Raw genomic sequence first — 22,331 nt, forward strand, 5'->3', positions numbered from 1 at the left:
ACGAACGAGGTACACCCATGCCCTCCGCCGAACTCGACGAAACCCCCGCCGCGGTCGACACCGCCCCGACGCCGCGCCGCCGGCGCGCGAAGGACGACGGTCCGCGCGCCAGCTTCGGCCAGCTGCTGCCGTTCCTGTTCGAGCACAAGGGCACGCTGGTGGTTGTCACCGCGCTGAGCATCGTCAGCGCCGTCACGATGCTCGCCCAGCCCCTGCTGGTCGGGCAGGTCATCGACCGGGTGCAGAACAACCTCGACCTCGGGATCCTGCTGTGGGCCCTGGTGGCCCTCGTGGTCATCAGCTCGCTGGTCTCGGGCTGGCAGCACTACCTGCTGCAGCGCACCGGCACGGCGGTGGTCTACTCCAGCCGGCGCAAGCTCATCGCCCGCATCTTCCACCTTCCGATCAGCCAGTTCGACGCCCGCCGCACGGGCGACCTCGTCTCGCGCGTCGGCAGCGACACCACGCTCCTCTACGCCGTGCTCACGCAGGGCCTGGCCGACGCGCTCGGCAACGCGCTGCTGTTCGTCGGCGCCATCGTCGCGATGGCGTTCATCGACCCGCTGCTTCTCGGGATCATCGTGGTCGTCATCGGCATCTCGGTCGCCGGCGTCGTCGCGCTCAGCGGCCGGATCCGCACCGCCTCGACCGAGCAGCAGGAGAAGGTCGGCGAGCTGGCCTCCGGCGTCGAGCGCGCCGTCGGGTCGATCCGCACCGTGCGCGCCGCCGGTGCGACCGACCGCGAGGTCGAGCTCGTCACCGGGCGCGCGACCGAGGCGTACGTCGTCGGCGTCCGCATCGCGAAGGTCTCGGCCCTCGTCGTGCCGATCGCCGGCATCGCCCTGCAGGTGTCGCTACTCGTCGTCATCGGCTTCGGCGGCTATCGCGTGGCCTCGGGTGCGATCGACATCGGCAGCTTGATCACGTTCATCATGTTCCTCTTCATGCTGATCGCCCCGCTCGGCTCGTTCTTCGGCGCGATCACCTCGGTCAACCAGGCCCTCGGCGCGCTGGGACGCATCCAGGAGGTGCTCGACCTGCCGACCGAGTCGCAGGACGACGAGGCGCTCGCGCGCTCGGTCGAACGGATTCCGGATGCCGCGTCCCCGGCCGACGCGGCCGCCATCGAGTTCCGCGACGTCCGCTTCCGGTACCCCGAGGCCGTCGTCGCGGCGAGGCGCAAGGCCGAGACCGAGGCGATCGCGGTGCTCGAGAACGCGCACGTCGAGCCGGCGCGGCTCATGCGGGACGAGACATCCGGCGACGACCTGCCGGAGCGCGACGGCGATGTCCTGCGGGGCGTGTCGTTCTCGGTGCCCCGCGGCGCCCGCGTCGCACTCGTCGGCCCGTCCGGCGCCGGCAAGAGCACGACCCTCTCGCTTATCGAGCGCTTCTACGACCCGACCGGCGGCGCCATCCTGCTCGGTGGCACCGACGTGCGGGCGTTCGATCGCGCCGAACTGCGTGCGCAGCTCGGCTACGTCGAGCAGGATGCCCCGACCCTGGCCGGGACGATCGGCGACAACCTGCGGCTCGCATCGCCCGAGGCCACCGACGCCGAGTGCGAGAGCGTGCTGCGTGCCGTCAACCTCGGCGAGGTGCTGGACCGCAACCCGCTCGCACTCGACGCACCGGTCGGCGAGGCCGGGGTGATGCTGTCCGGCGGCGAGCGCCAGCGCCTCGCGATCGCCCGCGCGCTGCTGGCCGCTCCCCCGATCCTGCTGCTCGACGAATCGACCTCCTCGCTCGACGGACTCAACGAGCAGCGCATGCGTGACGCCATCGACGCCGTCGCCGCGGGGCGCACGCTCATCGTGATCGCGCATCGTCTGTCGACTGTCGTCGACAGCGACCACATCGTCGTCCTGGACCACGGCCGGGTGGTCGGACAGGGCACCCACTCCGAGCTGGTCGCCTCGACGCCGCTGTACCGCGACCTCGCGAAGCACCAGCTGCTCGTCTGAGCGGACGCGTTCCGTCTCGTCGCTGCGCTCCTCGCTCGACGACCCAGGCTCAACCCGGGCGGAAGGATGCCCCGACCCGCCACCCAGGGCGGGCCGGGGCATCCGGCCACGCGTAGATCAGGCTCGCTGCAGGCGGTACCGGAGTGCCGCGAGCTCAGCCCACAGCGCCGCCGGCACTCGGCCGTCGAAGGTTCGGTAGAACTCCTCGGTGAGGTCGGCCTCGCGCAGCCACGACTGCGGGTCGACGGCGAACAGCTCGTCCAGGTCGGCCTGCGGCAGGTCGAGGCCCTCGGTGTCGAGGTCCTCGGTGCGCGGCAGCCGGCCGATGGGGCTGTCGACCGCGCCGACCTCGCCGTCCAGGCGCCGGATGATCCAGTCGATCACGCGGGCGTTGTCGCCGAACCCGGGCCACAGGAAGCGGCCGTCCGAGCCCTTGCGGAACCAGTTCACCTGGAACACCCGCGGGGCGCGGTCGAAGCGCAGCTTCTGCCCGATCTTGAGCCAGTGGCCGAAGTAGTCCGCCATGTTGTAGCCGCAGAATGGGAGCATCGCGAACGGGTCGCGGCGCAGCTCGCCGACCGTGCCCTCGGCAGCCGCCGTGCGCTCGGACGAGACGTTCGATCCCATGAAGACGCCGTGCGTCCAGTCGGTGGCCTCGACGACCAGCGGCACGTTGGTGGCCCGGCGTCCGCCGAAGAGGATGCCGTCCAGCGGAACGCCCTGCGGGGCATCCCAGTCGTCGGCGATCTGCGGGCACTGACGGGCGGCGACGGTGAAGCGCGAGTTGGGGTGGGCGGCAGGGCGACCGGATGCCGGGGTCCAGGGGTTGCCCTCCCAGTCGGTGAGCTCCGCCGGCGGCTCGTCCGTGAGACCCTCCCACCACACGTCGCCGTCGGGGCGCAGTGCGACGTTGGTGAAGATGGTGTTGCCCCACAGCGTCTCGACGGCGGTGACGTTGGTGCTCTCGCCGGTGCCGGGCGCGACGCCGAAGAAGCCGGCCTCCGGGTTGATGGCCCACAGGCGCCCGTCCTCGCCGGGGCGGAGCCAGGCGATGTCGTCGCCGAGCGTCTCGACGCGCCAGCCCGGGATGGTCGGCCGCAGCATCGCGAGGTTCGTCTTTCCGCACGCCGACGGGAACGCCGCGGCGAGGTGGTAGGCCCGGCCGGCCGGGTCGATCACGCGGATCAGTAGCATGTGCTCGGCCAGCCAGCCTTCGTTGCGGCCGATCACCGAGGCGATGCGCAGGGCGAAGCACTTCTTCGCGAGGATCGCGTTGCCGCCGTAGCCCGAGCCGAACGACCACACCTCGAGCGTCTCGGGGAAGTGGACGATGTACTTCTCGTCGTTGCACGGCCACGCGACATCCTGCTCGCCCGGCTCGAGGGGCGCGCCGACGGAGTGCACGGTCTTCACCCACGACGCTCCGCCGGCGATCTCGCGCAGGACGTCGGTGCCCACGCGCGTCATGATCCCGATGGAGGTGACGGCGTACGCACTGTCGGTCACCTGCACGCCGATGTGCGAGAGCGGGCCGCCGACGGCGCCCATCGAGAACGGGACGACGTACATCGTCCGGCCCCGCATGGAGCCCTCGAACAGGGGCGTGATGGTGGCGCGGATCTCGGCGGGATCCGCCCAGTTGTTCGTGGGACCGGCGTCCTCTTCACGCTCGGAGGCGATGAACGTGCGACCCTCGGTGCGCGCGACGTCGCTCGGGTGGGAGCGGGCCAGGTAGGAGCCCGGGCGCCACTCGGGGTTGAGCTTGATGAGCTTGCCCTCGTCGACCATCTCGCGCAGCAGCGCGTCGTTCTCCGAGCGCGAGCCGTCGACCCAGTGGACTCGGTCCGGCTGGGTGAGCGCGGCGATCTGGTCGACCCAGGCCACGAGATCGCGCATCCCCTCCCCCTGGATCGCGGGCAGATCGCCATACGTGCGCGTCACCGTCGACCGTGTGGGCGTGGAGCCCTCGGTGCGGGTGAAGATTTCGGCAATTGCCATGGCGGTCGCTCCTCCTCGATTCGACGTTCCGAGACGTTCAGATCTGCGGTCTTCCTCCACTTTCTCTCCCGAAGTCGTGTTTTGTTGAGAAAGCCGTCGTCAAGAGTTGCGTTTCTTTCGTTATCATCAAGGAATGCCTCCCACCCCGCTCGAACTGTCGACCCTGGGCCATCGCATCCGTCATCAGCGCATCTCGCACGGCTTCACCCTGGACGAGCTCGGCGAGAAGGTGGGCGTGGCGGGCAGCCAGCTGAGTCTCATCGAGAACGGCAAGCGCGAGCCCAAACTGTCGCTGCTGCAGGCGATCGCGAACGTCACCGGCGTGGAAGTCGCCGATCTGCTCTCGACCGAGCCGCCCAATCGCCGCGCCGCTCTGGAGATCGAGCTGGAGCGCGCGCAGGCCGGGTCGGTGTTCCGTCAGCTCGGCATCGCTCCGGTGAAGGTCACCAAGGGCATGAGCGACGAGACGATCGAGTCCATCCTGGGCCTCCACCACGAGCTGCAGCGCCGCGAGCGGGAGGCCATCGCGACGCCGGAAGAGGCACGGCGGGCGAACACCGAGCTGCGCCTCGAGATGCGCGCGCTCGACAACTACCTCCCCGAGATCGAGAAGCTCGCCGAGAAGCAGCTCAAGGCAGCCGGGCACGTCTCCGGTGCGCTGACCCACCGCACCGTGAGCATCATGGCCGAGCGCCTCGGCTTCGAGCTGATCTATGCCGGCGACCTGCCGCACTCGACCCGGTCGGTCACCGACCTCGAGCACGGGCGCATCTACCTCCCGCCGGCGTCGATCCCCGGCGGGCACGGCCTGCGCTCCATGGCGCTGCAGGCCATGGCGCACCGGCTGCTCGGACACAAGCGTCCGACCGACTACGCCGACTTCCTCAAGCAGCGGCTCGAGATCAACTACTACGCGGCCTGCTGCCTCATGCCCGAGACCGCCTCCGTGGCGTTCCTCCAGCAGGCGAAGAAGGACCGCAACCTCGCCGTCGAGGACTTCCGCGACGCCTTCGGCGTCACGCACGAGGCCGCGGGGATGCGCCTGACGAACCTCGCGACGCAGCATCTCGGCATCCGGATGCACTTCCTCCGCGTCGACGGGTCCGGCGCCATCACCCGCGTCTACGAGAACGACGACCTGCCCCTGCCGATGGACGTCACCGGCGCGGTCGACGGTCAGATCGCGTGCCGCAAGTTCTCGGCGCGCGCCGCCTTCGCGGAGCAGAACCGGACGACCGAGCACTACCAGTACACCGACACCCCTGCCGGGACGTACTGGTGCTCCACGCAGACCGGCGCCACCTCGGAGGGCGAGTTCTCGATCACCGTCGGCGTGCCCTTCGATGACGCGCGCTGGTTCCGGGGGCGCGAGACCCAGAAGCGGGCGACCTCCACGTGCCCCGACGAGTCGTGCTGCCGGCGGGCGCCGGCCGAGCTGTCGCAGCGTTGGTCGGGCAAGGCCTGGCCGAGTGCCCGCGTGCACATGCAGATGTTCTCCCCGCTCCCCCGCGGCGCGTTCCCCGGCGTCGACGACAACGAGGTCTACGCGTTCCTCGAGCGGCACGTGTGAGGCGCGCGCGGGTCGTGGCGGTGCATGTCGAAGGAGCGGCGTAACCTCGAAGGGTGACCCCAGAACTCGCCGCCCGCATCGTCGCGGACTCCCGCGATCGGGTGGCGTGGGTGCGAGCGCGCTCGCGCGGGATCACGGCGACGGATGTCGCGGCCCTGACCTCCGACAAGGCCATCTCGCGCGCCGCCGATGCGAAGCTCATGGGCTCGGGATTCTCGGGCAACGCCTATACGGCCCACGGCCGGGCGCGCGAGCCCGAGATCGCCGCGTGGGTCGCCGCGACCCACGGGATCCAGCCGTCGTCGGCGCTGTTCCACGCGGTGGTCGAAAAGCGCCACCTCGCGACTCCGGACGGGATCGGAGTGGATGCCGCAGGCCGCGTCACTCTCGCGGAGATCAAGACGACGAACAAGTCGTGGCGCAGCATCCCCCGTTCCTACATGCGTCAGGTGTGGTGGCAGCAGCACGTGCTCGGGGCGGAGCGGACGCTGGTGGCCTGGGAGCAGCACGACGCGTTCGTGCCGGTCGGCGACGAGCCGCGCTGCGCGTGGGTCGACCGCGACGACGCCGAGATCGCCAAGCTCGTCCGTCTCGCGACCGCTCTCATCGACGAGCTGTATCACCGCACGACCAAGGGCAGGACGACCGAGCGGATGCCGGAGCCTCCGGCGCCTCGTCAGCCGTTCCGCGCGCTGGCGCTGGCCGACTGACCTCTCGACCTGCGCCGACGCGGCCTCTAGCCTGAGCGGATGAAGGAACCCGAACCGCAGACCGCCGCGGGTAAGGTGCTCTGGCACTTCTCGATGTCGCTGGACGGCTTCGTCGCCGGACCCGGCCATTCGATGGACTGGATGACCGGCTTCACCGGCCGCGACGGCCTCGTCGAGGAGTACGTCGCGACGACCGGCGCGATCCTCGGCGGGCGCGACGGCTGGGACGCGTTCCCAGACGCGGCAACGGTCTACGGCGGACTCTGGCACGGCCCCATGTTCGTCCTCACCCATCATCCGGAGGACGCCGGCCAGGCCGACGGCGTCACGTTCCTGAACGTGGACGTCGCCGAGGCCCTGCGCATGGCGCTCGAGGCCGCGGACGGGAAGAACGTGGAAGTTCTCTCTCCGACGATCGGCCGTCAGCTGCTGGAGCGCGGACTGATCGACGAGATCGACATCCATCTGGCGCCCGTGCTCCTCGGTGACGGCATCCGCCTCTACGACAATCCCGGCGGCGCGCCGATCCCGCTCACGCTCGTCAACGGCGGCGGGCGGGTCGAAGTCGACCTGCGGTACCGTCCCGTGCGCGGCGGGTGACTCTGCCAACCTTGCACGTGATCCGGCCAGCGATGCGCTGAGCGTCTCGATCTGGCGATGGCGACGATCGCGACCCGTCAGACTCGGCAGATGTCCTCAGCCATCACCGTGCACCTCCGCTACGAGATCGACCCCGACAAGCTCGAAGAGTTCACCCACTACGGCCGTGAATGGATCCGTCTCGTCACCAAGCTCGGCGGCACGCATCACGGCTACTTCATGCCGAGCGAGGGCGACAGCGACGAGGCGTTCGCGCTCTTCACGTTCCCGTCCCTCGCCGAGTACGAGGCCTATCGCACCGCGTCCCGGACCGATCCGGAGTGCCAGGAGGCCTTCCGGTTCGCCCGCGAGACGCAGTGCATCCGGCGGTACGAGCGCCGGTTCCAGGCCCCGGTCTTCAGCTGAACATGATCAGCGGCACGTAGCGGCGATGTCGATCATCGCCTGCGAAGGGTAGCCGTAGGCCTCGACGCCGTTGCCCAGCGCTGTGTGACCCATGCTGATCGCCCACGCCGTGGCCCACTCCTCGTTCGCGGCCTGGTTCTCCCAGTCGAACTTGTCGTGGCATTTGGCGGAGATCGCATGGCCGACCTCGTGCGCTACCAGTGCGCGGGAGTCGGCGTTCGGCCACCACTCGGCGACGGAGTCCGACAGCGTGATCGTCGAGAATCCGCCGCGCCCCGAATTCCAGGTGGCGAGGCCGCCGATGCCCGAAGAGCCGCCCATGCCGTTGACGACCGGCGCCCAGTCGAAGTCGAGCAGCACCCCGCCGGAGATCGAACGCGCGAAGGCCTCGATCTCCAGACGCGTGGCGTAGAGCCGGCCGGCTTTCTCGGCGAGCTCCGCCTGGGCCGACTCCTTCAAGCTCGCCGCGCGGGTCGCGTACACCGACAGCGCCACCGCCGAGTCGGCGTCGACCTGATCCTGCTCTGCCACGGCGGCCGCGGCATCCCGGAAGTCGAGGACGGCTGCCGTGCGCGCCGAGACGTGCGCGGCCTCCATCGCCGCGGCCGCCGGCGTCGCCGACGCGAACAGCGCCAGCGCTGTCTCGTCCATCAGCTCATCAGCGGACTCGAGATCCGCCTTCGAGTCGGCCAGCTGCTCGGTCTGCTCGGCGGCGTCGGACGTCCGCTCCTCGAGGAGCGCCGTCTGCGTGCGTAGCTGCCAGGTCCAGAAGGGCTTGTCGGCGCTGCCCTGATCGAGCTCCTCTTCGAGCAGCTCGGAGGACTCCGCCACGGAATCGGATGCCGCGGCGGCGGCGTCCGCGAGCGCGGTGCGCGTGGCCGGGTCCACGAGGTCGTCCGCGGCGGCGGTCACGAGCTGGTCCGCGGACGTCAGCGAGCTCTCGAGCGTCAGGACCGTCCTGTCCAGCAGCTCCTGTGTTTCGGCGGAGGCGGCGGCAGCGGCACGCAGCGCGCTCGCGGCCGCATCGTAGGACTCGTTGGCGCTCACGTGCACGAACCCTGCTCCGACGCCGATCGCCACCACGGCGGCCGCGCCGACGCTCCACGCCAGCACGGCGCGAGTCCGAGACGGGCGAGCCGGCTCGGTTTCGGGACCGGGTTCACCGGAAGCCGGCGGCGGGTCCGCGGGCGCGACGGCATCCATCACGGACTCAGCGGGCGGGGATGCAGGCGAGTTCTCCACGACTGAACTCTAGGTCGTGGCGTCCCGTTCACCCTCCACCGAGCGTGCCGCGAACGACGCCGGCGGTGGCCAGCGCGTCCGCCGCGAGCTTGCGTTTGAGCTCGACCGATCGTCCGATCTCCTGAGCGAGGAGCGGGCGTGAGCGCACGAGCTGGTCGACGGTGTCGAGCGGCACCACGAGAACCGTCAGGACGTCCGCCGCGATGGCGGTGGTCAGCGTCTTCTCGCGAGTGAGCGCGGTCTGACCGACGTAGTCGCCCGGCTCGGCCGTGGCGAACTCGATCCGTCCACCGCCCGCCTCGACGGCGAGCCGCACGCGCCCATCGACCACGAATCGGATGTCGTGGGGCAGCACGCCCGCGGGCTGAACGATCTCACCGACCCCGTACCGCTCGAGCTTGGAAGTGGCCAGCACGAGCTCGCGGTCCTGTTCGCCGAGGTGGAGTGTGGGGCCGATGACGTCGAGTGCGTGGTCGAGGCGGCCAGGCTCGGCGATCGGATCCGTGGCGTCACCATCCAGCGCCAGACCCCGCCGGCGTGCCGCGTACCAGAGCCAGGCGAGGTAGAGGCTCAGCGCCTGAGGCGCGTTCGCCGGCCCGTTGATCGGCAGGCTCACCGCGTACTTGCCGGCGCCGAGGTAGTCGGCGCTCGCGCGCTCGCCGGGTGTCCGCATCGGCAGCGAGTCCGCGACTTCGACGAGGAGCCCGATCACCTCGTGCGGCGGGTCGTCCGTCGTGAACGCGACCGACGTCGCGACATGATGCGGACCCGCGGGCTGGCTCAGATTGGTGAACGACGCGCCGGACAGGGTCGAGTTCGGGATGATCTGGATGCCGGACCCGGTGTCGATGTGGACGGCACGCCAATTCACCTCGATGACCCGGCCCTGTACGCCGGCGGCATCCAGCCAGTCCCCGATCTTGAACGGCTGCTCGAACAGCAGTAGGAGCCCCGAGATCACGCCACCCACCGCGTTCTGCAGGGCGAGGCCGATCACGATGGACGTCACACCCAGCGCGGCGATCAAGCCCGCGACATCCGCGTTCCACACCCACTGGAACAGCACCGCGAGACCCACCACCACGAGAATGAGCCGCGCGAGCTCGACGAAGATCGATGGGATGCGCTCCTGCCAGCTGCCCGCCTTCGCATTGGCGAACAGCGCGACGTTGAACGCGGACAGCACCAGAAGGATCAGCAGGAATCCGAGTACCGTCGCCACGACCCGGGCCCACACCTGGTCGGCGTCGGAGCGGAGTGCGAAGACCAGCAGGGCGAAGAGTGCCGCGACGGGGACGACCCAGTTGCGCAAGAGACGTACCGGACCGGCGGCCGGATTGCCGCGACGCGTGAGTGCACCGAGGATCTCGGTGAGGATCACCAGCAGGAGCGGAACACCGACCGCCAGCGCGATCGCCCACCAGATCCATCCGTCGGCAAACGGATCCATGGCTACTCGATCCTCCAGACGTCCTGGTCCTGGCCGCGAAGCTCCACCGATCCCGCGCGCGCGAACACGACACTGTCCTGCATCCGATCGCGCACGGCCTGACTGACGTAGATGCCCGGCTGACCGGTCACGCTGCGCACGCGGTATGCGAGGCTCACCGCGTCGCCCCAAAGGTCATAGGCGAGGCTCGTGCGCGCCACGAGTCCGCTGGTGACCGTGCCGGTGTCCACACCGGCACGCAGATCGATCTCCGATCCGTTCTGCGCATTGAATCGCTGGACGACCGCGCGCATCTCGCGCGCGAAGTCGACAGCCCGGCGCACGTTGTCGACCCGCGGGACGATGAGCCCCGAGCTCGCGAGATAACCGCCGCGAAGCGTCCGGACCTTCTCGACCCCGGTCTTGGTCGCCGCTTCGTCGAACCCCCGCATGAGCGCGTTCAGGAGCGACGTCTCGCTCTCGCCGGAGAGCCCTTCTGCGAACTCCTCGAAGCCGACCAGCTCGGCGAAGACGACCGAGACGTTGTCGTGCTCCTCGGAGATGGTCTCTTCGCCGTCCTTGTACCGCCGTGCGACCGCCTCGGGCATAAGAGTCAACATCAGCCGCTGGTTCTCTTCCTGCTGCTCGTCGATGAGGTCCTGCTTGAAGCGGAGCCCCGACGCCATGTCGTTGAAGGCCGAGCCGAGATCGCCGATCTCGTCTCGTGAGTCCACTGGCACCTGCACGGCGAGATCGCCGCCGGCCACGCGACGCACCGCTTCGACCAGGCGCCGGATCGGTCGTGTGAACACCTGCGCGAGGAGCAGGGAAAGCACACTCACCACCAGCACGATGGCGAGGAGTGAGAGCACGAGCGTGCGCGTGAAGTCGGCGACCGGCGCGAACGCCTCGGCGGTGTCGATTCGGGCGACAGCCACCCAGTTCAAGCCTGGGATGTCGACGGGGGTGTACGCGACGATGCTTTCGGCGCCGATGTACTCCTGAGCGATACCGGCGCCGGTGCGACCGGCCTGAGCCTCGTTCACCGCGAACGTGCTGACCGGCTGGAGTCCGACCGTGCCACCCACGAACACCATGCGCTCCGCCACCTCGGGCGGAGTCCCGTTGGCGATGACATCGGCTTCGTACGTCTCAGGCGACTCGACGATCTCGCGCGACACGCTGCGCATGAGGTCGTCGCGGCCGGCGAGGTACACCTCCCCGGTGTCGCCCAGACCCTGCTCGTTCCAGCGCTGGTTACCGCTCATCACGGCGTTCACCTGGTCGAGTGAGATCTGGGCGGTCAGCGCCCCGGTGATGCGGTCGTCGTTGCCGATGGGCGACACCACCCACAGGGCATGGCGACCGAGCGACGGCGCCCAGCGCTCGAGGTCGCGGATTTCGACGGTCATCGCGGAGTTGGTCGCGACGACGGCGTTGTAGGCGTCCGCGAGCGCGGAGTCGCGGTAGGGCGCGCTCTCCAGATCGATGCCGAAGTCGATGCCCTTGTAGGCCGAGTAGACGACGTCTCCTTCGAGGTTCAGCACGAGCAGGTCCTCGTAGCCGACGCTCTCGACCAGTCGCTGGAAGTAGTCGTGATAGCGCGCATGAGCCGCCGACCATGCGCTGCCATCGCCGGCGTCGGCGGTCGCGAGCGCCTCATCGAAGTCGGCGAACTGCGCCGTGTAGTGATACTGCAGGTACCGGCCCGCGGCGGACTCGGGGATGAGTGCGGTGTCGGACTGGTCTCGCTGACTTCGGGCCTCGTAGTCGGGCACGAAGACGTCGCGGTAGTACGCCTCGAGACCCTCGTCCACCTCGGGCGTGGGCTCCTGCGCCTGCAGCTCCTCCCACGCCGCGTTGAAGGCGATCGAAGCCGTCTGCGCACTGAGATTGCGCGAGTCCAGGAGGACCCCGCGCTCGGCTGAGGAGATGAAGTTCTCGACTTCGCCGGTGCGGAGCTCGCGGATCGTCGTGAGCTGGTCGATGGCGGCCGCGCGCAGCGACTCACGCCCGCTCACGTAGCCGATGATCCCGACCACGACGGACGAGATCAGGCTGACCGCCAGCAGCATGATGAGGAGCTTGGACTGGATGCTCAGCCCGCCTCGCATCCGCCGCTTCGGTCGTGCAGGGGCATCCGGCGTTGCTTCCCTCGCGAACTCCCGCTCGCGCAGTCGTTCGCTCTCGGTGACCGGACTGTGGGCGTCAGCGACTGTCAAAGCGTTCCCCTCGCTCGGCGTACCCTCCCTGGGCGTCACTCTAGCCAGGTGGAAAAAGCCGTGGCAAGGATCCCGAGGAAGCCCCGGCTAGCCTGGCTTCAATCGAGGAGGATGCCGCATGAGAGGTCGCGAAGGTGCTGGTCCGCTCAGCGGTCCGGCATTCGGGCGCTACTTCTCAGCTGTCACCGTCGGCGCATTCGGCACGGCGCTGACCGCCGTCGCCATGCCGGTCCTAGTGGTCGACGTGCTCGGCGCCAGCGCCTTCGAAGTGGGGATCGTCAACGCGGCCCAGTTCCTGCCCTACGCGCTGCTCGGACTCGTCGCCGGCGTCTACGTCGACCGGTGGAGACGGCAGCGCGTGCTGGTGTGGGCGAGTCTCGGACGCGCTGCGGCGCTCGCTCTCATCCCGGTGTGCTGGGCGCTCGGCGTGCTGCACCTGTGGGTGCTGGCGGCGCTCCTGTTCCTCTTCGGCGCGTTCGCCGTGTTCGGCTTCGCGGCCAGTCAGTCCGTCCTGCCTCAGATCGTCGAGCGCCGCGCCCTGCGGGCCGCGAACGCCCGCCTCGACCAGGCCGAGGCAACGGCTCAGTCGGCCGGTCCGGCCCTCGGCGGCCTGCTGGTGGCGGTCGTCGGTGCTCCGCTGGCGATCGCGGTGGATGCCGTGACCTATGTCGTCGACGCGGTGCTGGTGGCCGGCATCCGTCTCCGCGAGACCGCGCGCGCTGTCCCGCAGCGTCGCTCGCTCTGGCGAGAGGTGGTCGAGGGGCTGCGCTGGACCTACCGTCACCGCACCCTGGGACCCCTCGCGGTGTCGACCCACGTGTGGTTCCTGGCCAATGCCGCCGGGTTCACCGTGCTGGCGGTCTTCGCGCTGCGCACTCTGGGGTTCGGTCCGTTCCTGTACGGCGTGCTGTTCGCCGCCGCCGGGCTGGCGGCGCTCGCCGGCGCCACGGTCGCCTCGCGCGCCGGCGATCGGCTGGGCTCAGGCGCGACGATCACGACCGGACGGGCGATCTATCCGCTGGCCTGGATGCTCGTCGCACTTGCTCCTCTGTCCGACGGTGGCCCCGGAGTCGTGGCGGTCGTCCTGCTCACGACCGCAATGATGCTGCAGGGATTCGCAGGCGGGGTGGAGAATGCCAACGAGATGAGCCTTAGGCAGACAGTGACGCCCGACGGCCTGCTGGGCCGCACGAGCGCGACGATGCGTTCGGCCAACCGCACGATGGCCGCCATCGGCGCCGTCCTCGGCGGGATCGCCGCCACGCTGCTCGGGGAGCGCGCCTCGCTCTGGCTCGTCGTGTGCGTCTTCGTGGTCGCCTTCGGGATCGCCCTCCTCTCTCCCCTCCGGACCGCGCGCGACGACGAGGAGAATATCCCATGAGCTCTATGACGCGCCCGGCAGATGGCGTCTGGACCGAGCCCGGACACGGGTACCGCCGATGGGAGACGTCGACCGTGCTCGGTACCGGTGATGCGCTGTGGCGCTGGGCGACCACCGAGGTGCTGCGGTGGGGTGTCAAGACCCGCAGCGGGTTCTCGGTGAACCCGAGCGGGCCGGTAGCGAGCGGAAGCCGGCCGGTGATCCTGGCGCACGCCTTCGGACTTTCGGTCGCCGAGCCGGTCGAGGTGGTCGACGTCGTCCAGACGCCCGAGCGGGTGGGCTTCGCCTACCGGACTCTTCCGGGTCATCCCGTGTCCGGCGAGGAGGCGTTCATCGTCCACCGCGACGGCGACACCGTTCTGCTGACCATCCGGTCGCTCACGCGACCCGCCGAGGAGCTTCGCTGGCGTCTCGCATACCCGGGCCTGCTCGTCGCGCAGAAGGTCGCCCGCCGACGATATCTCAGGGCCTTCCGCGCGCGGGCGGAGCGCTAGTCAGGACCGCGCGGCCGGGCGGAAGATGCGCATCGGCCGGACCGAGATGTCGCGCCAGACATCTCCCGACACGTAGGGCTCCGCCTCGAGCGCGCCCTCGTCCGTGCCGTCGAGGCCGGTCACCGAATACTCCACGCGTCCCGTGCTCATGAACTCAGCCTAGGTCCCGCCCTCCGGCGAGCACCGACGCCAGCCACCGCACCGCGGGCGCGGCCTGGCGTGCCTGGAACCGGCGTAAGCCCTTCAGCTCAGGCGGCTCGGGAAGCGACGCCATGTGGTGCAGCCGGCCGGCCCAGCCCGCCATCAGCACGACGACCTCGTCCGGAATCCGCCCGTCCGCGAACCGGTCGAGGGTGGCCCCGACGCTCGGTCCGCCGTCGGCTTCGACGGAGGGAGCGAAGAGCACCACATCGATCCAGGAAGAACCCCGAACGGCGTGCGGCCAGTCGACCAGGCGGGCGCGACCCGCGGCATCCATCACCACGTTGTCACCGCGGATGTCGAAGTGGACGATCGAATGGCCCTCTGCGGCTCGCCGCGTGGCCTCGCCCTCCCAGCTCCGCAGCAGGTCGACATACGGCAGAAGGGCGGTCGGGATGCCGGATGCCGAGGTCCCTGCGTCTTCCAGGGCGGACCACGAGACGAAGGCGTCAGGAAGCACGTCGGCCGCTGCGGGAAGCGTCGCCGGTGCAGCCGAGCCTGAAAGCAGGCGGATCTCGGCGACGACCGCGTCATGCTCGGCCTGAGTCCACGGCGCTCCCGGACTCCGTCCGTCGACGTACTCGGTCGCGAGAAGGAACCAGCTCCCCTCCTCGAGCGTGACCAGCAGCCCTGGCGCGTGCCCGGCCGGCAGCGCGGACAAGACCGCAGCCTCTCGCCGGTGGAGCTCCGCCGAGTGCTCGTGGTGCGCGGCATCCGCTGCCTTGACGAAGACCCGCGCGGGCCCTCGCCCGATCACGCCGGCGAAGCCCACGCTGAACCCGGAGTCCATCACCGTCGCGACGGAGACGTCGACTCCGAGCCGACGAGCCAGGGCCGACCGGAGCCCGTCGGGGACGGCATCCCATCCGGGACGCGGCTCGCGGTGAGTGCCGGCGCTCATCCTGGCACGATATCGTCCGGCGTCGCGGGACGATGGAATCGAACAGGGACTATCGGGTGCGTCTTCGGCGCAGCGCCCAGGCTTGATCCCGAAGGGAGACACCGTGATCGCAGCGCTCAACCGCCTCATCGACCTCGTCGAGATGGACTTGGCGGAAGACCTCGACGTGCCCGCGGTGGCCGCGCAGCTCGGAACGACCGAGTTCCACCTGCGCCGGATGTTCTCGTCGCTGGCCGGTATGCCGCTGTCGGAGTACATCCGGCGGCGCCGCATGACGGTCGCCGCGGCCGAGCTCATCGGCGGCGGTCAGGTGCTCGACGTCGCGGTGCGTCACGGCTACGGCTCCGCCGAGGCGTTCGGGCGCGCGTTCCGTGCAGTGCACGGCGCCAGTGTGGCCGAGGTGCGGCAGAACGGCGGACCCCTTCGCACGCAACCGAAACTCAGGTTCCGCCTGACCGTCGAAGGGAACTTCACCATGGACACCCGCATCACCGATCGCCCCGCGTTCCGCCTCGTCGGGCACGCCGCCCGCGTGCCGCTCATCCACGAGGGCGCCAACCCGCACATCCAGGCGCACATCGCGTCGCTCGCGCCCGCCGACCACGCCCGGCTCAAGACCCTCGGCGGCACCGAGCCCACCGGCCTGCTGCAGGTCAGCGCCGACGTGGACCCCGACTACGCCGAGGGCAGCGAGCTCACTTACCTCCACGGCGTCGCGCTCGACGCCTCGACCCCGGCACCCGCGGATCTGGACGTGCTCGAGGTTCCGGCCGGCTCGTGGGCGGTCTTCCGCACCTCCGGCCCCTACCCCGCCGCCCTGCAGTCCACGTGGGCGGCGACGGCGACCGAGTGGTTCCCCTCGAATCCCTGGCGGCTGCGTCCGGGCCCCTCGATCGTCGCGGTCCTCGACCGTGCCGCGGACTTCAGCACGGCCACGACGGAGCTCTGGCTGCCGATCGAGCGCGCGTAGCCCTCGTGTCGGGGGTGCGGCGTACCCTGCGGGTATGCCCACCCTCGACGACATTCGCCGGGTCGCCGCGCGATTGCCCGGGAGTGAGGAGCGGATGACGACGGGCGGCGCCGCGTGGTTCGTGCGGCGCAAGCTCTACGCGTGGGAGATCCACCCCTGGCCGAGCATTCCCGACGACGTGCGGGCGATCGTCGCGTCAGAGCTCGTCGTCGGCGTGAAGGTCGACGACCGCATGGACGCACTCGCGCTGTCCGAGATGGCGCCCGATGTCTTCCTGCGCACGACCACAGCGTGGAACGAACCCAAGGTCGCGTTCCGCATGGCGGGCATCGATCTGGAGCACCTGGGCGAGCTGGTGACCGAAGCGTGGCGAGTGCAGGCGCCGAGGTATCTGCGCCGCGAGCTGGAGGCGCTCGGCGATAGTTGACGTGGATCAACGATCGGTATATAGTTGATGCAACTCAACGGTTGATCTGCGTCAACTTTATCCGCGCCGTCAGCGCTCCGTGCCTCGAGCCGAAGGAACTCCCATGACCACCACCTCTGTCACCGCGCCCGCGGTCTCGGACGACGAGAAGCGCCGTCACCGCCGCATCCTTCAAGCGCTCTCGGGACTGCTGCTCGGCATGTTCGTCTCGATGCTTGCGTCGACCGTGGTCTCCACGTCGCTGCCCGTGATCGTCCACGACCTCGGCGGCGACCAGGCGGCGTTCACGTGGGTCGTCACGGCGACGCTGCTCACCACCGCGATCTCGACGCCGGTCTGGGGCAAGCTCGCCGATCTGTTCAACCGGAAGCTGTTGATCCAGCTGGCGATCGTGATCTTCGTCGTGGCCACCGCCGCGGCCGGCTTCTCCCAGGACCCCGCGACGCTCATCGCGTTCCGCGCCGTGCAGGGCATCGGCGCCGGCGGGCTCGCGGCGCTCAGCCAGGTCATCATGGCCGACATCATCAGCCCGCGCGAACGCGGTCGCTACATGGGACTTTTCGGCGCCGTGATGGCCGTCGCCACCGTCGGTGGGCCGCTCCTCGGCGGCGTGATCACCGACTCGCTCGGATGGCGCTGGAACTTCTTCGTGGCGATCCCCTTCGCGGTCGTCGCCCTCGTGATCATGCAGCGGACGCTTCACCTCCCCGCCCGGCCGAAGCAGAAGGCCCGCATCGACTACATCGGCATCGTGCTGCTCGCAGCATCGGTCTCGTTGCTGCTGATCTGGGTCACCGGAGCAGGCAGCGACTTCGACTGGTGGAGCACCGAGACGATCATCATGGTCGGCGGCGCCCTGCTCGGCACCGCGCTGTTCATCGTCACCGAGCTCCGTGTGAAGGAGCCGCTGGTCCCGCTCGGCCTGTTCAAGAACCGCACGTTCACGCTCGCGGTCATCGCCTCGATCGCGACCGGCATCGCGATGTTCGGCACCTCGGTGTTCCTCAGCCAGTACATGCAGATGGCTCGCGGCGCCACGCCCACCGAGGCCGGCGTGATGACCATCCCGATGATCGCCGGCCTGCTGCTCGCGTCGATCGTCGTCGGCGGCCTGATCACGCGGCACGGCCACTGGAAGCCGTGGCTGATCGTGGGCGGCGTGCTGCTCATCGCCGGCGCGTTCCTGCTCTCGACGATCCACTACGACACGAACTTCGCCCTGGTCTCGCTGTACATGTTCCTGCTCGGAGCCGGCGTGGGCATGACCATGCAGAACCTCGTGCTCATCGTGCAGAACACCGCGAGCCCGTCCGAGATGGGCGTGGCGAGTTCGGGAGTGACGTTCTTCCGCAGCCTCGGCGGCACGATCGGCGTCTCGGTGATGGGTGCCGCGCTGGCCTCTTCGGCCACGACGCTCTTCGGCGACATGAAGGCCGAGATCGGCGCCGCACTCGTCCAGCTCGGCGACAAGGGAGCCGAGATCGGCCGGCAGCTGCAGTCCGGCACGATCCCGCAGGTGTCCGAGCTGCCCGAGGGCATCCGCGTCATCGTCGAGGACATCTACGCGCAGGCCATCGCGCACTCGTTCCTCATCGCGGTCCCGGTCGCGGTGGTCAGCCTGATCGCGATCGTCTTCCTGCCGAACATCCCGCTCACCCGCATGACCACGAGCGAACGCGTCGCGGCCAGTGAGGCCGACCTCGCCACGGTCTCCGTCAGCGCCGGTATGTCGACCCTGGACGCGACAGGCGACGCGCCGCACGCTGCCGAAACGGGTGCCGATCCGACACCCGGGCGCGACGAGGCATCCGCCTCCTCCCGCTAGTGTCGATCCCGATGACCTCTGAAGACACCCGAGAGGCGCGCACCCAGGCGGTGCGCGCCCTCGAGGCCGAGTTCGGCGAACTCATCACCCGGTTCCGCAAGGTCATCAGCGAGAACGCGGACCGCGTGAGCCCCGGCATGCTGCCCGGTGCATACAAAGTCTTCACGACCATCGTGCGTCGCGAGTCCGTCACGCTCTCCGCCCTCGCCGAGGCCCTCATGGCTGACAAAGGGCAGATCAGCCGCACGGTGCGCGAACTCGAGCAGCTGGGGCTGATCGAGCGCACGCCCGACCCGGAGGACGGCCGCTCGAGCCTGCTCTCCCCCACGGCCTTCGGTTTGGAGCGCCTCGCGCAGGCGCGCGCACCGCAGGAGAGCACGCTGCTCAACGCCCTCGAGGAGTGGCCGCTGGAGGACATCCGCAATCTCTCGCGGCTGCTCCATGCGCTCACGGCGGGCCAGTCGCCGTGAAAGAGGGCCCGCGCGAGGCGTCGTCCGCAGGGATTCTCGACCCGGTAGCACCGGCGTAACACGGCCGAGACAATCCCACGATTGACTGGTCGCATCCCGGCAATGAGTGCCGAGATGCAACGCGCACGCGGAAGGAGCGACCGATGAGATTCCGGCCGCTGCACTCATCTCCCCATTCCGATGCCGAGCGCGTGCCCGTGACGGACCCGCCGGAGCAGATGCGGGCGATGGTCTTCGATGCGCCCGGTGACCCCGACGCATTGCGCGCGGCATCCGTCCCCGTCCCTTCGCCCGCGCTCAGCGAGGTGCTCGTCCGCGTGGTCGCGGCAGGAGTGAACCCCATCGACGCGAAGACGCGAGCAGGAGGCGGCCTCACCCCTCATCTGAACGCACAGCCCACGACGCTCGGCCTCGACTTCAGCGGGATCGTGATGAAGAGCCCTTACGAGGCGCACCACCTGCCCCCGGGGACCCCTGTGTACGGCATGGCGTCGTTCCCCCGCACCGGCGGCACGTATGCCGAGTACGCCGTGGTCCCCTCGCTGTCGGTCGCGCGGAAGCCGTCCTCGCTGTCTCACGTCGAGGCCGCGGGCGTTCCGGTGGCCGCTCTGACCGCGTGGGGCCTGATCGTCGAGACGGCGCATGCCCATGAGGGTCAGCGCATCCTCATCCACGCCGGCAGCGGCGGCGTCGGGCACCTCGCGGTGCAGTTCGCCGCCTACTTCGGCGCGCACGTCACCGCGACGGCGTCGGGCCGGAATCTCAACTGGCTGCGCGAACTGGGTGCATCCGTGGTGATCGACTACACGACCACGCGCTTCGAGGAGGTGGTCGGGCAGGTCGACGTCGTGATCGATCTCGTTGGCAACGTGCACGACGAGACCGGAACGCGGTCACTCTCGGTGCTCCGGCCCGGTGGACTGTACGTCCTCGTGCCGACCGGATCCTGGCCGGGGTACGCCGAGGCCGCCGAGGCGTCCGAGGTGCGCGCCACGAGCTACAAGGCCATCCCCGACGGGGGCGCGCTGAGCACGATCGCCCGCCTGCTCGATTCCGGTGCGGTACAGGTGTACATCGACCGCGTCTTCGACCTGGCCGACGCCGCCGACGCCCACCGCGCCATCGAAGAGGGCCACACCCGGGGCAAGATCGTGCTCCGGGTGAGCGACGACTGAGCGTCCGGCGACTCCTATGCTCGGGGGCTGAGCACCCGCCGCCCCTCGCCGACGATCTCGTCCGCGATCGCATCGAGCAGCGGTGACCGCAGGTTCCACTGCTGCCAGTACAGCGGCACGTCGACCGGCGCACCGCCGAGCAGCACGAGCTCGCCGTTGCTCAATGCCTCGTGCGATTGGAAACGAGGCAGCAGGGCCCAGCCGAGACCGAGCCTGACGGCGGTCGCGAAGTCGTTGGAGGCGGGCACATAGTGCCGCGGCGGCAGGGCTGGATCGACGCCCTGAGCCGTCAGCCACTCGTTCTGGAGGTCGTCGCGCCTGTCGAAGTCCACGACGGGCGCCTCTCGCAACCGGCCGGCCAGATCGCCGGACAGCCACTCCTCCGCGAAGGACGGGGTCGCCACCGCTTCGTAGCGCATCGCCCCCAGCGTGCTGACGCGGCATCCCGCGACGGCCGTGGCCCTCGAGGTCACGGCACCCATCACGGTTCCCGATTCGAGCAGTCCCGCGGTGAAGTCCTGGTCGTCGCGGTGAAGTTCGAAGACCACCGGATGCCGCTGCGACAGCCGCGTGAGCGGGGGAAGAAACCACGTGGCGAGCGAGTCGGCGTTGACGGCGAGCGGCACTGCGGTGCGCGCGCCGCCGTCGGGATCGGCGCCGAGCTCGGCGAGGGTGTCGTGCTCGAGCAGCGCCGCTTGACGGGCGAGCCGGATGACGGCCGAGCCCGCCTCAGTCGGCCTGACCGGCTTCGAGCGCACCAGCACCACCCGTCCGAGAAGCTCCTCGAGCGTCTTGATCCGCTGGCTGACCGCCGAGGGGGTGATGTGCAGGCGCTGGGCTGCGGCATCCAGCGTCCCGCCGTCGACCACGACGGCCAGGGTTTCGGCCAGCTCGAACGGAATGCGCATCATAAGTCAGGCTAATGCATCTGAAGAACCATGAGCTGGTTTGAACGCCCTGTCCGACCTACCGTGGACAAGTGCTCTCCTCCGTTCTCGCCGGTCTCGGACTCGGCTTCTCGCTCATCGTCGCCATCGGCGCCCAGAACCTGTTCGTGCTGCGCCAGGGTCTGCGCCGGGAGCACGTCTTCGCCGTGGCCGCCATCTGCGCGGTCTCGGATGCCGCGCTGATCGCCGTCGGCGTCTCCGGGGTCGGGTTCGTGCTGGAGAGCGTCCCGTGGCTGGTGGACGTGGTGCGCTGGGCAGGGGCCGCGTTCCTGGTCGCGTACGGCGTGCTGGCCGCACGGCGCGCGTGGCGTCCGAGCGACCGTGCGCTCGCGGCATCCGATCCTGCCGAGCCTGCGGGAAGCCCGGCCGGAACCCCGGGCGCGGTCCTCACCGGCACGAGCACCCGCCTGCTGCCCGTCGTGCTCACCTGCCTGGCGCTCACCTGGCTGAACCCGCACGTGTACCTCGACACCGTGTTCCTGCTCGGAACGGTCGCGAACACCCACGACGAGTACCGGTGGCTCTTCGCCGCCGGTGCCATGATCGCAAGCTTCGTCTGGTTCTTCGGCCTCGCCTTCGGCGCGCGCTACCTCGGGCGCTGGCTGTCGACCCCGAAGGCCTGGCGGATCCTCGACGCGGTCATCGCCGTCGTCATGATCGCGCTCGGGGTGAGCCTGGTGCTCCCCCACTGACCCTCTCGGCGGCTGACCCTCAGCCTTCGATCTGCTCCTTGCGGGCACGCACCAGCGCCTCGACGACGTCGTCCGGGAGCGGATGTTCCGGCTGGAAGCGGATGGTGCCCTTGTCGAGCCCGATCCCCGGGTGACCGCTCAGGGACTCGGCGACGGCGGCCACGGCATCCGGACTGAACGGGTAGACGCCGATGTGCTTCTTCGCGCGCATGACCGAGATGAGCGGCTTTCCGCGATACACCAGGGCCGGCATCCCGTATCCGAGGCCCTGCTCCGCGTCGGGCACGACCCGTCGAGCGATGGCGTAGAGCCGTGCCACCGGCTCTCGATCTGCGGGATCGAGGTCTGCGAGGAGGTCGTCGACGGTACCCATGCAGGCATCCTGTCACCGCCCGCTCGCGATCGACACCCGCACGCGGCACGATGAGGGGATGAGAAGGGTCCACGTGATCGTCGACGGCGACGTGCAGGGCGTCGGGTACCGCTACACGCTGCGAATGGTCGCCCGCGACGCCGGGGTCACGGGCTGGGTGCGCAATCGCCACGACGGCACGGTCGAGGCCGAGGTCGAGGGCACGGACGAGCAAGTCGACGAGGTGCTCACCTGGATGGCGCACGGGCCGCCCGGCTCGCGGGTGGACACCACGACGGTGACGGATGCCGCGCCCGCCGCAAACGACGACTTCGAGGTGCGGCCGACCGCGTAGG

At 69.7% G+C, this 22,331-nt stretch carries 22 protein-coding genes; 14 read left to right on the top strand and 8 right to left on the bottom strand.

Going from position 1 to position 22,331, the window contains the following annotated elements; genetic code table 11:
* Positions 1-17 precede the first annotated feature (17 nt).
* Positions 18-1,964, top strand: a complete 1,947-nt coding sequence (locus ASD56_RS00355) for an ABC transporter ATP-binding protein (RefSeq protein ID WP_055959904.1) — start codon at positions 18-20, stop codon at positions 1,962-1,964.
* Between the two features lie 117 nt (positions 1,965-2,081).
* Here ASD56_RS00355 and ASD56_RS00360 read toward each other — a convergent pair whose 3' ends face one another.
* Entirely contained in the window at positions 2,082-3,962 is a 1,881-nt protein-coding gene (locus ASD56_RS00360; protein WP_055959907.1) for a phosphoenolpyruvate carboxykinase (GTP), read from the bottom strand.
* A gap of 133 nt (positions 3,963-4,095) precedes the next feature.
* On the opposite strand from ASD56_RS00360, the gene ASD56_RS00365 reads away from it, so the two are divergent.
* The 4 genes from ASD56_RS00365 (at position 4,096) to ASD56_RS00380 (ending at position 7,247) form a co-directional block, all read left to right on the top strand.
* Positions 4,096-5,532, top strand: coding sequence for an XRE family transcriptional regulator (locus tag ASD56_RS00365; RefSeq protein WP_055959910.1), 1,437 nt, complete (start codon positions 4,096-4,098; stop codon positions 5,530-5,532).
* Between the two features lie 53 nt (positions 5,533-5,585).
* Positions 5,586-6,242 carry a YqaJ viral recombinase family protein gene (locus ASD56_RS00370; protein ID WP_055959913.1) on the top strand — a complete coding sequence of 219 codons (657 nt, stop codon included), beginning with the start codon at positions 5,586-5,588 and terminating at the stop codon, positions 6,240-6,242.
* A gap of 39 nt (positions 6,243-6,281) precedes the next feature.
* Entirely contained in the window at positions 6,282-6,842 is a 561-nt protein-coding gene (locus ASD56_RS00375; RefSeq protein ID WP_055959916.1) for a dihydrofolate reductase family protein, read from the top strand.
* A 90-nt stretch (positions 6,843-6,932) separates the two neighbouring features.
* Positions 6,933-7,247: an NIPSNAP family protein gene (locus tag ASD56_RS00380; protein WP_055963352.1), complete on the top strand. Its 315-nt coding sequence runs from the start codon at positions 6,933-6,935 to the stop codon at positions 7,245-7,247.
* A gap of 6 nt (positions 7,248-7,253) precedes the next feature.
* Here the strand turns inward: ASD56_RS00380 and ASD56_RS00385 are convergent, their stop codons facing one another.
* Genes ASD56_RS00385 through ASD56_RS00395 form a run of 3 tightly spaced genes read right to left on the bottom strand, consistent with a single transcriptional unit; the run spans position 7,254 to position 12,140 of the window.
* Entirely contained in the window at positions 7,254-8,489 is a 1,236-nt protein-coding gene (locus ASD56_RS00385; RefSeq protein ID WP_157535696.1) for a hypothetical protein, read from the bottom strand.
* Between the two features lie 28 nt (positions 8,490-8,517).
* The gene (locus tag ASD56_RS00390; protein WP_055959922.1) at positions 8,518-9,939 is read right to left on the bottom strand and encodes a mechanosensitive ion channel domain-containing protein; all 1,422 of its coding nucleotides are present in this window, start codon (positions 9,937-9,939) and stop codon (positions 8,518-8,520) included.
* Positions 9,940-9,941: 2 nt separating this feature from the next.
* Positions 9,942-12,140, bottom strand: coding sequence for an adenylate/guanylate cyclase domain-containing protein (locus tag ASD56_RS00395; protein WP_157535697.1), 2,199 nt, complete (start codon positions 12,138-12,140; stop codon positions 9,942-9,944).
* Between the two features lie 118 nt (positions 12,141-12,258).
* Here ASD56_RS00395 and ASD56_RS00400 point away from each other — a divergent pair, with 118 nt between their 5' ends.
* Positions 12,259-13,521, top strand: a complete 1,263-nt coding sequence (locus ASD56_RS00400) for an MFS transporter (RefSeq protein ID WP_055959928.1) — start codon at positions 12,259-12,261, stop codon at positions 13,519-13,521.
* A complete protein-coding gene (locus tag ASD56_RS00405; protein ID WP_200947433.1) occupies positions 13,518-14,015 on the top strand; it encodes a DUF1990 family protein in 498 nt (165 codons plus the stop codon). Before ASD56_RS00400 ends, ASD56_RS00405 begins: the two co-directional genes overlap by 4 nt.
* On the opposite strand, the gene ASD56_RS16075 is transcribed toward ASD56_RS00405, so the two are convergent.
* Positions 14,016-14,165, bottom strand: a complete 150-nt coding sequence (locus ASD56_RS16075; protein WP_157535699.1) for a hypothetical protein — start codon at positions 14,163-14,165, stop codon at positions 14,016-14,018.
* A 4-nt stretch (positions 14,166-14,169) separates the two neighbouring features.
* The gene (locus ASD56_RS00410; protein WP_055959933.1) at positions 14,170-15,117 is read right to left on the bottom strand and encodes a phosphotransferase; all 948 of its coding nucleotides are present in this window, start codon (positions 15,115-15,117) and stop codon (positions 14,170-14,172) included.
* A 103-nt stretch (positions 15,118-15,220) separates the two neighbouring features.
* Here ASD56_RS00410 and ASD56_RS00415 point away from each other — a divergent pair, with 103 nt between their 5' ends.
* The 5 genes from ASD56_RS00415 to ASD56_RS00435 all read left to right on the top strand — a co-directional run bounded on the left by ASD56_RS00415 (position 15,221) and on the right by ASD56_RS00435 (position 19,984).
* Positions 15,221-16,087, top strand: a complete 867-nt coding sequence (locus tag ASD56_RS00415) for an AraC family transcriptional regulator (RefSeq protein WP_055963354.1) — start codon at positions 15,221-15,223, stop codon at positions 16,085-16,087.
* Positions 16,088-16,121: 34 nt separating this feature from the next.
* Positions 16,122-16,514 carry a hypothetical protein gene (locus ASD56_RS00420; RefSeq protein WP_055959936.1) on the top strand — a complete coding sequence of 131 codons (393 nt, stop codon included), beginning with the start codon at positions 16,122-16,124 and terminating at the stop codon, positions 16,512-16,514.
* Positions 16,515-16,617: 103 nt separating this feature from the next.
* Positions 16,618-18,339 (top strand): MDR family MFS transporter, encoded by a 1,722-nt coding sequence (locus ASD56_RS00425; RefSeq protein ID WP_055959939.1) that lies wholly within the window; start codon positions 16,618-16,620, stop codon positions 18,337-18,339.
* An 11-nt stretch (positions 18,340-18,350) separates the two neighbouring features.
* Positions 18,351-18,809 (top strand): MarR family winged helix-turn-helix transcriptional regulator, encoded by a 459-nt coding sequence (locus ASD56_RS00430; protein WP_055963357.1) that lies wholly within the window; start codon positions 18,351-18,353, stop codon positions 18,807-18,809.
* Positions 18,810-18,952: 143 nt separating this feature from the next.
* A complete protein-coding gene (locus tag ASD56_RS00435; RefSeq protein WP_055959942.1) occupies positions 18,953-19,984 on the top strand; it encodes an NADP-dependent oxidoreductase in 1,032 nt (343 codons plus the stop codon).
* 14 nt (positions 19,985-19,998) lie between these two features.
* Here ASD56_RS00435 and ASD56_RS00440 read toward each other — a convergent pair whose 3' ends face one another.
* Positions 19,999-20,895 carry a LysR family transcriptional regulator ArgP gene (locus ASD56_RS00440; RefSeq protein WP_055959945.1) on the bottom strand — a complete coding sequence of 299 codons (897 nt, stop codon included), beginning with the start codon at positions 20,893-20,895 and terminating at the stop codon, positions 19,999-20,001.
* A 68-nt stretch (positions 20,896-20,963) separates the two neighbouring features.
* On the opposite strand from ASD56_RS00440, the gene lysE reads away from it, so the two are divergent.
* On the top strand, positions 20,964-21,623 hold the full coding sequence (lysE, locus tag ASD56_RS00445; RefSeq protein ID WP_055959948.1) for an L-lysine exporter: 660 nt from the start codon (positions 20,964-20,966) through the stop codon (positions 21,621-21,623).
* 19 nt (positions 21,624-21,642) lie between these two features.
* Here lysE and ASD56_RS00450 read toward each other — a convergent pair whose 3' ends face one another.
* On the bottom strand, positions 21,643-21,996 hold the full coding sequence (locus ASD56_RS00450) for an iron chaperone (protein WP_055959951.1): 354 nt from the start codon (positions 21,994-21,996) through the stop codon (positions 21,643-21,645).
* A gap of 58 nt (positions 21,997-22,054) precedes the next feature.
* Here ASD56_RS00450 and ASD56_RS00455 point away from each other — a divergent pair, with 58 nt between their 5' ends.
* Positions 22,055-22,330, top strand: coding sequence for an acylphosphatase (locus ASD56_RS00455; RefSeq protein ID WP_055963359.1), 276 nt, complete (start codon positions 22,055-22,057; stop codon positions 22,328-22,330).
* The last annotated feature ends 1 nt before the right edge of the window (position 22,331 follow it).

This window comes from Microbacterium sp. Root166 (assembly GCF_001427145.1).
In the GTDB taxonomy this organism is placed as follows: Bacteria; Actinomycetota; Actinomycetes; order Actinomycetales; family Microbacteriaceae; genus Microbacterium.